This is a genomic window from Micromonospora sp. NPDC005197 (assembly GCF_040608295.1).
In the GTDB taxonomy this organism is placed as follows: domain Bacteria; phylum Actinomycetota; class Actinomycetes; order Mycobacteriales; family Micromonosporaceae; genus Micromonospora.
This window is the reverse complement of the sequence record NZ_JBEXHY010000184.1, coordinates 1-8,013: the sequence shown is the minus strand read 5'-3', so window position 1 is coordinate 8,013 and position 8,013 is coordinate 1. Positions and strand designations below refer to the sequence as shown.

Here is an 8,013-nt window from a genome sequence, read left to right as displayed (position 1 = left end):
GCGGTGCGGGCCGTCGGGGCCGGCGCCGGCCGGTGGCCGGGTGGCGGCGGTCATGCCGGCACCGCCGTACCCGGCGGGCGCGGCGGGCCCTGCCGCTGCGCGCTCGCCAGCCGTTCCCGTTCGGCGAGCGCCATGGCGAAGGCGACCGCGAAGAACGCGACCGACAGGTTCTGGTTGGCCATGCCGTAGAACGGGACCTGCACGAGGCAGACCACCGGCACCACCGCCAGCCACTGCCCGGCCGCCGATGTCGCCCGCGCGCAGATCACCGCGGCGGCGACGAACCAGGCCAGAAAACACACCAGCGCCGGTACGCCGTGGCTGAACAACACCATCCACAGCTGCCCCTGGGTGCCGATCGGCGCGGCCGCGGAGACCGTGTCCACGTTCACCGGAGCGCCGTAGCCCAGCCACGGCGAATCCTGCACACGGCGGATCACCTCCGTGTAGAGCGACAGGCGGTCCGTGTTGGTGTCACTGGAATCGACCCGCTGGCTGATCAGGTCGGTGATCGGGATGACCAGGGTGGCCAGCGCGCCGATCACGACCACGCCGACGATGGACGCGGCGACCCGGACGTTGCCGCGCATGCTGGCCCGCACCCCGAGCACCGCGAGCCCGGCGCCCAGGCTGAGGAACATCGCCCGATTCAGCGTGAGGAACGCCGGCGCCAGCGACAGCGGCAGGGACGCCAGCAGCATCCAGCGCAGCAGACCCCGACGACGCAGCATGGTGTACGCCACCACACAGGGCAGGGTCATGGCGTACGCGCTGCCGTAGTTGTTGGTGTACGAGAACGGCGCGGCCGGCCGGTAGATCGGGTTGAGCGAGCGCTCGCTGTACTCCGCGGTGGTCAGGTGCACCATGTCCTGGATGAACGGGGTACGAGCCACGCCGGCGGGCAGCAGCACCTCCATCGGGGTGGTCATCGCCAGCCGGGGCACCAGCACCCCGAGCCAGCCCAGCACCACCAGAGCGAACCAGAACGCGCAGAGCGGGGTGAGCACCGCCACCAGGTCGGCGCGTTCCCGAGCGGCGGCGTAGACGTAGACCCCGACCACCAGCGCGGTCAGGTAGAAGGCCAACCGCAGGGCGAACGTCAGCAGCGAGGCCGGCGAGGACAGTTGGGTGGCGCTGACGACCACGATGGCCAGGAACAGCAGCCAGCTGCCGGCGGCCGGCGGCAGCGGCACCCGACCCCGGGTGAGCAGCAATGCGAGCAGCAGCGCGCCCAGCAGCGGCCAGCCCAGGTAGAAGGCCCCGAGCGACCACCAGAGCGGCACCAGCCCGAACATCAGCGCCAGCGGCCAGAGCGGCAGCCGGGCGGGGGGCGGAGGCGGTGGCGCCGGCCCGAGGGGGGCGGCGGCGTCGCCGGGTGGCGGCTCGGTCGCCGGGGCGCGGGTGAGCGACACCGGTCAGACCCGGCCGTTGCGGGTGAGCACGAAGCCCAGCGGGGTGACCCCGGCGGCGCGTAGCCGCTCGACGAGCCGCCGCAGGTCACTCTGCCGGGTGCGGTCCCGCTCGATGACCACCACGGCGCTGCCCTGGCGGGCCACCGCCACGCCACGCTCGTCGGACTCCGCAGGTGGGGCGTTGAACAGCACCAGCCCGTGGTCCGCGCCCTGCCGCCAGGTGCCGAAGCGGACGCTGCCCACCCCCACGGTCACCTCGTCCGCCGACGTCGGCCGGCCGTTCTCGGCGTGGCTGGACGTCACCCGGGGCAGGGTCAGCGTGGCGTCCGGGTCGGTGGACGGACGGGCGCCGGGCGGGTGCGGGGAGGGCCGCCGAGGCGCCGGGCTCTCCGCGGTGGCGCCGGCCGGGCTCGGAGCGCCGGCCGGGCGGGGCTTGGGCACCAGCGGCCGGGACGGGTCGACGGGCAGCCGCCCGCGGTCGGCGAGGACTGCGGCGCGCAGGCGCTCCACGCGCCCGCTGTCGTCGGCGACGAAGACCTCCCGGCCGTCGGCGGCGAGCGCCACGGCCAGCCCGGCGGTGAGGGCCGTGGCGTCTTCCCGGGCGGTGACCAGCGCGACCCGGGCCGGTTGGCGGACCCGCTCGGCGACCGCCATCGCCACGTAGCGGATGTCCGCGTCGACGGCCCGGGGGCTGCCCCGAAACGCCGGCCGACGCACCGTGCCGAGCAGCGGCAGGCCGCTGGCGTCCCGACCGTCGTTGACCGAGCGGACCCGCCGGTCGGTCGACTCCCAGGCGTACGCCAGCACGACGCCGATCAGCGCGCCGCCGAGCAGGCCGGCGACCAGGTAGAGCGGCCGGTGCCCGGCGGAGGTGGCCAGTGCCCGCTCGGCGGTCTGGGTGACCCAGCCGGGGTTGACGTCGACCGCGGCGATCTCGGTACGGGCGGCGTTGAGCTGGGTTAGCTGGTTGTTGATGCCGGACAGTTCGGCCAGCGCGGCGTCGCCGGCGGCGGTGCCCTTGGCGCTGCTCACCCGCTTCTGGACGGCGACCTGCTGGGCCGCGACCTTGGTGATGCTGGCGTCGTAGGAGCGCAGCATCTCGGCGCGCTGCTGCTCGTACATGGTGCGCCGCACGTCGAGGTACGCCTGCGCGGCGAGGTTGGCCCCCTGCACCGCCCGCTGCGCGTCGGGCGCCTGGTAGCTGAAGCGCAGGATCTGCCCGCCGGTGGGGACCTCGACCTCAAGGGCGTTGCGGATCTCGCGCGGGTCGCCGCCGGCGGCGTCGGCGAGACGTTGGACCACCTGGGTGCCGGTGGCGAGACCGCTCTCCACGTTCATGTTGACGGCGCGGTCGGCACCCGCACCGCTGGGGGTGAAGGCGTCGGTGACCACCGGGCGGACCGCCACCACCGCGCTCGCGGTCACCGCCGCCGGCACGAGCAGCACGTAGCCGAGGGCGGCGAGCAGGCCGACCAGGGCCACCGCGACCACCAGCCGCAGCCGGTGCATCGGCACCCGCAGCAGGTCGGTGAGCGTGACGGTACGGGCGGTGCCGGCGGACGGGCCGTCCGTCGGCCAGGAGGCGGGCGTCGTGTCAGTCATGGAACTTCTTCACCGTCTGTTGAGGATTGCCGACGACGACGACGCCCGGTGGCACGTCCGCGCGCACCACCGTCGCGGCGCCCACGACGCTGTTCCGGCCGACCCGGACCCCCTTGAGGACCAGGGCGTGCGCGCCGATCCACACGTTGTCCTCAAGGACGATCGGGGCGCGCGTGGCCGGGCCGGGCGGGGCGTGCCGCTGCTCGGGCGGCAGGTTGTGGAAGTCGTTGTCGAGGAGTTCGCAGTCGGACAGGAGGCACCGGTCTCCCACCGTCACCGACGTCCAGGTGCCGATCCAGGTGGCGTTGAGCAGACAGTCGGCGCCGATGCGCACCTCGCCGGGGCCGGCGAAGCGGACCAGTTTGTTGAGGCGGCTCCGGTCGCCGATGCTGACCCGTACGCCCCGGCGAAGCCGGATCCGACCTCGGATCTCCACGTCCCGGCCGAGCGTGAGCCGGCGGTAGCGCAGCCTGTACCACGCGCGTTTGAGCGCGAAGACCAGGTGCACGGCGCGTTTCGCGCGGATGCCAGCGGCGCCGACCAACGACCCCTCCCCCACATCGTGGGGTCGGCGGCGGTGGTCCCGCCGCCGACCCAACGCGAACAATCTACCGATGCTCCGTTACCAACGGTTGACCGTTACTGCACGGAGAAGAACATCGAGGGGGTAGACCAGGACAACTCGGGCGCCGCTGTGGCGATGACCGTCGCCGTGGCGCCGTTGACCACGGCGGTCGGCGCGGCCGTCGGGTCGAACGGCACGCTGCGCAGCGTGCCGTCGGTGGCACCGTAGACGATCCGACCGCCGACCCAGGCCATGCCGCGCACAGCCGACCAGGTGACACCGGTGGTGGGCAGCGCGAACTCGGTGGCGCCCAGATAGTTGCCGTCGATCTCGAAGTAGCGGTAGTAGAGGTTGTTGGTGCCGGTCCGGGTGTAGTAGAGCCGGCCGTCGAGGTAGAAGGCCCCGGTCAGCAGCGCCGGGTTGAACCAGTCGTTGTAGCCGGACGCCTCCCACGGCGACCCGATCGCGCCGCCATTGAACAGCGAGACGTCGATCCGGCTGCCGGTGGGCGTACCCGCGACGGTGTGCGCCCAGTAGATCCGGTCGTCGACCCGCCAGGTCGCGCCGGCCGCGGTGTAGGCGGGCTGGCTGACCACGGTCGAGGTGCCCAGCGCGGCGCCGTCGAACGGCACCTTGGTCACGGCGCCCGGGGCGGTGGCCAGGTAGAGGTTGCCGGTGGTCGCCGACGGCGGGTTCTTCGCGGTGAACGTACGCCCGCCGGCGAGCGGGAACATGCCGAGCCGCCCGTGGTACTCCTCGCCCATGCCGTCGGAGTTGTGCCCGAAGTAGAGGCCGTCCGAGCCGCGCCAGAGCACCGGCACCGCGGAACCCCAGGCGGTGGTGCCGGCGGGCATCGAGGCGCTGCCGCTGCGGCGCGGGTTCCAGTTCACCGGCAGGCCGGTGGCCGGGGTGACCGCGCCGATGCCGAGCCGGTCGATCGCGCCGTTGCCGGCGGCGTCGTTGGCGTTCGGGTTGTTCAGCCACCGGAAGTGCCCGCCGAGGTAGATGACGTTGTCGGCCACCTCGACCGAGGTGATGGTGTCGTTGCCGGTGAAGTCGACCCAGGTGGCGAGCTGGCCGGCGCCCCGGGCGGGGGTCTCGAAACGGACCAGGGCGTCGCAGTAGGCGGTCGGCCAACCGCCGCCGCCGTTGGAGCCGACCACGAACCAGCTGCCGTCCTCGCCGAACCGCACGTCCTGCACGTAGTGCACGAACGTCGTCGGGGCCGCGCACGGCGGCACGTACTTCTCGGTGCTCCAGTCCAGCACCGTCGGGGTGCCGGTGAGGTCGACAAGCGCGATCTGGTTACGCGGCAGGTCGTTGACGAGCGTGAAGTTGCCGCCCAGCACCAGGGTGCCGCCGTCCGGCGTGACGTCGATCGTCCACACGTACGACGTGGTGCCGTGCCGCCCGACGGTGGCGTCGACGGCGAACGTCGGGTCGATCGCGCCGGTCGTCGCGTTGAGCCGGCCGAGGCCGGCGTGCGCGGTGCCGTTGAGCCAGTTGAAAGCGCCGGCCACGTAGAGCGAGTTGCCCGACAGGACCAGGTCGCGGACGGTGCCACCGTCGGAGCGCCCGACCCAGCTGTCGATGATCGCGCCGGTCGCGGGGTTCAGCGCGACCAGGTTCTTGCGGGAGACGCCGTTGACGTTCTTGAAGGCGCCGCCGACGATCAGCGTCCCGCCGGGACCGGCGAGCAACGTGTTGACCGCGCCGTCGAGCACCGGCAGGAAGCTCGTGGACATGGTGCCGGTGGTCCGGTCGTACGCGAAGACGTAGCGCTGCGTGATCCACGCGGAGCTGGCGGTCTGTCGCAGCTGGGTGAAGCTGCCGCCGACGAAGACGGTGTTGCCGACCTGCGCGAAGGCGCGGGTCTCGCCGTCGCGGGCGTGCGGGGTCGTGTCGCTGGGATTCGCGGACACCAGGGTCGCGGTCCCGGGGACCGGCACCACCGCCGCCGAGGACACCGAGGGCACGCTGAGCACCGCGGCGACGACCGCCAGAGCGACCACCCCCGCCCGAGTACGACGTCGTACTGACAAACGCCACAAGTGCGAGAGTTTGGGCACGCTGCGCCTCCAAGATGGATGAGAACCCGAGGTAGCGTGCCTCGCCCAGCCTGGTAGGCGCATCCGCCGATTGGGCGGTGCCTGAATCTGCTAGCCGACAGAACGCCGGAGGATCAGTTGGCTGACCCTCGATGAACGGCGTGCGTCGTCACGATGTCGTCATCTCGTCAGCGGCTACCTCCGGTGGGCTGCCGCAGGTACGCGTCCTTGCCGGCCTGGGTGAAGCCGGCCACCGCGGAGGCATCGTGGTTCATCGTCATGTCACAGGTCGCCGTGCGGCTGGTCATGCCCGGCGAGTTGAAGTAGATGGCAGCCTTGATCTTCGGGTGGGCCTTCAGGGCCGCCGGGAACTCCTGGAACCAGCGCTGCTTGGCCCCCGGGTCCTTGGCGTCGAAGTTCGTGCCGAACTCGGCGAGCATCCGCGGCTTGCCGGCCCCGATGCCGTTCTCGTCGAGCCAGCGGTAGAAGCCGTCCACGGTGGTGCTCGGGCTCTTCCACACGGTGCTGCCATTGCAGACGTGGAAGTTGTACGGGTCGTAGGCCACCCAGTCGACGTACCGGTCGCCGGGGTAGAGGCCGGCGTACCGGGAGTAGTGCCCGGACCAGCCCATCATCGTCCAGACCCAGACGGCGTTGTCCGCGCCCGCCTTGGCGAACCGCTCGTACACGTACTTCCAGGCCCGGACGAAGTCGGCGTCGCTGCCCTTGCCCGGCTCGTCCTCCGGCTCGTGGTCGAAGCCCAGGAACACCGGCACCTTGGCGTCGCGGATGCGACCGGCGACCGCGTCGATGGTGGCGTCCTGCCGGCCACTGTAGATCTCGGACCACTTCAACGTCGTGCCGGCGGAGAAGTCGCGGGACTCCCAGGCGAAGAACATCAGCCGCCCCTCGCGCATCTGCTGGGTCTCGTACGCGTCGGGGAAGGCGCCGTTGCTGCCGGCGTTGGAGAAGTCGTGGTAGCGGTGCACGATGTCGAACTTGCGCCCGACCTGCGCCTCGACGTCGGTGATCGCCTTGCCGTGGTCCCAGCCGCTGCCCGCGTTGGCCGGTGAGTACATCCCCCACCAGGCGCCGCAGGACGGCACGAGCGTGTCGGACACCTGGCCGCACTTGCCGGACGGGAGGGTGGGGCTCTGGGTCGGGGTCGGCGTACGAGTCGGCGCGACCGTCGGCGTGGGCCGGGGCGCGGCGGTCGTCGGCGCGACCGTCGGCGAGGGCGGCGGCGCCGGTCGGGTGGTCGGCGCCGACGTCGGCCCGCTGCCGAGGTCGTAGCTGATCACCAGGCTGGGTCGCAGCTCCGGGTTGCGGTTCTCGACCGACGCCCAGTAGACGCGGGTCTCCAGACCGGTCTGGGCGAGCGACACCGTCCAGGTGCCGTTGCCGGTGACCAGCTTGGAGACGTCCCACTCGTTGACGCCCTTGGCCACGCCGGCGACGGTGTCCAGCGCGGGGCTCGCCGTCGCCGGGGCCGGGCGCGTCTCGCGGGCGCTCAACGACGAGGCGTGCGCGGTCACCGTGGCGGCGAACTGCTGCCAGGCGTGCATGCGCAGGGTCGCCCGGACGTTGACCGCGGCGGCCGGCACGGTGGTCACGGCGAACTCGACGACCGCCTCGCGGCCACCGCGCGGGTTGCCGTCGCAGCGCGCCGGGCAGGTCGCCAGGGTCGTCTTGGTGGCGTTGTCGCCGTCCTGCGTCACCATCGTCGCGGTGGTGTCCGCCACCGCGCGGATCGACAGGTCGTCGCTGGCCAGCAGCGGCATCATGGTCGCCACGATGCCGGCCACCACCGCACCGCCGACCACGCCGATGGCGATCGCCTTGCGCCGGGGACCGTTGCGGAGCCGGGTGATGCGGTGCAGTCCATGCCTGGTCAAGGAGAACTCCCTGTGTCTGCTGCGGTAACCGTGAGCAGCGTATCGACGACCAGGGCATGTCGTGGGCAGGACAGTTTCCCGTAAGCGCGTCTTAACCGTCAGCTAAGGAAGGCGCCCCGACGGGCCGCCATCAGCGCCTCCCGCATCGCCTCGACCGGCGCGGCAACGCCGGTGAACTGCTCGAACTGGCCGACCGCCTGCGCCAGCAGCAGGTCCAATCCGGACACCACCCGCAGACCGGCCGCGCGGGCGGACGCCGCCAGCGGCGTCGGCCACGGGTCGTACAGCGCGTCGAAGTAGACCCCGTCCGACCGCCACGTCACCACGCCGGCGAGCGGGTCGGCGACCCCCTTCGGGACGGTGGAGACGACCACGTCGGCGGCGGCGAGGTGCCGGGGCGCGTCGGCCCAGGCACCACCCGCCAGCGCCACGTCGAGGGCGTCGGCCACCGGGCGCAGCTCGTCGACCGCCTCGGCCCGGCGGGCCACCAC

The 8,013-nt window shown here is 72.5% G+C and carries 5 protein-coding genes and 1 pseudogene; all 6 read right to left on the bottom strand.

The window, feature by feature from the left end:
- Window positions 1–50: 50 nt before the first annotated feature.
- Complete coding sequence (locus tag ABZU46_RS29835; protein WP_354862972.1) at window positions 51–1,319, bottom strand: O-antigen ligase family protein; 1,269 nt, start codon at window positions 1,317–1,319, stop codon at window positions 51–53.
- Window positions 1,320–1,415: 96 nt separating this feature from the next.
- Window positions 1,416–3,014, bottom strand: coding sequence for a lipopolysaccharide biosynthesis protein (locus ABZU46_RS29830; RefSeq protein ID WP_354862970.1), 1,599 nt, complete (start codon window positions 3,012–3,014; stop codon window positions 1,416–1,418).
- Complete coding sequence (locus ABZU46_RS29825; RefSeq protein ID WP_354862968.1) at window positions 3,007–3,558, bottom strand: acyltransferase; 552 nt, start codon at window positions 3,556–3,558, stop codon at window positions 3,007–3,009. Before ABZU46_RS29825 ends, ABZU46_RS29830 begins: the two co-directional genes overlap by 8 nt.
- Before the next feature lie 95 nt (window positions 3,559–3,653).
- Complete coding sequence (locus tag ABZU46_RS29820; RefSeq protein WP_354862966.1) at window positions 3,654–5,591, bottom strand: hypothetical protein; 1,938 nt, start codon at window positions 5,589–5,591, stop codon at window positions 3,654–3,656.
- Window positions 5,592–5,815: 224 nt separating this feature from the next.
- Window positions 5,816–7,522: a glycosyl hydrolase gene (locus tag ABZU46_RS29815; RefSeq protein WP_354862964.1), complete on the bottom strand. Its 1,707-nt coding sequence runs from the start codon at window positions 7,520–7,522 to the stop codon at window positions 5,816–5,818.
- Window positions 7,523–7,620: 98 nt separating this feature from the next.
- Window positions 7,621–8,013 (bottom strand): annotated as a pseudogene (locus tag ABZU46_RS29810) (shikimate dehydrogenase); the annotation flags it as partial.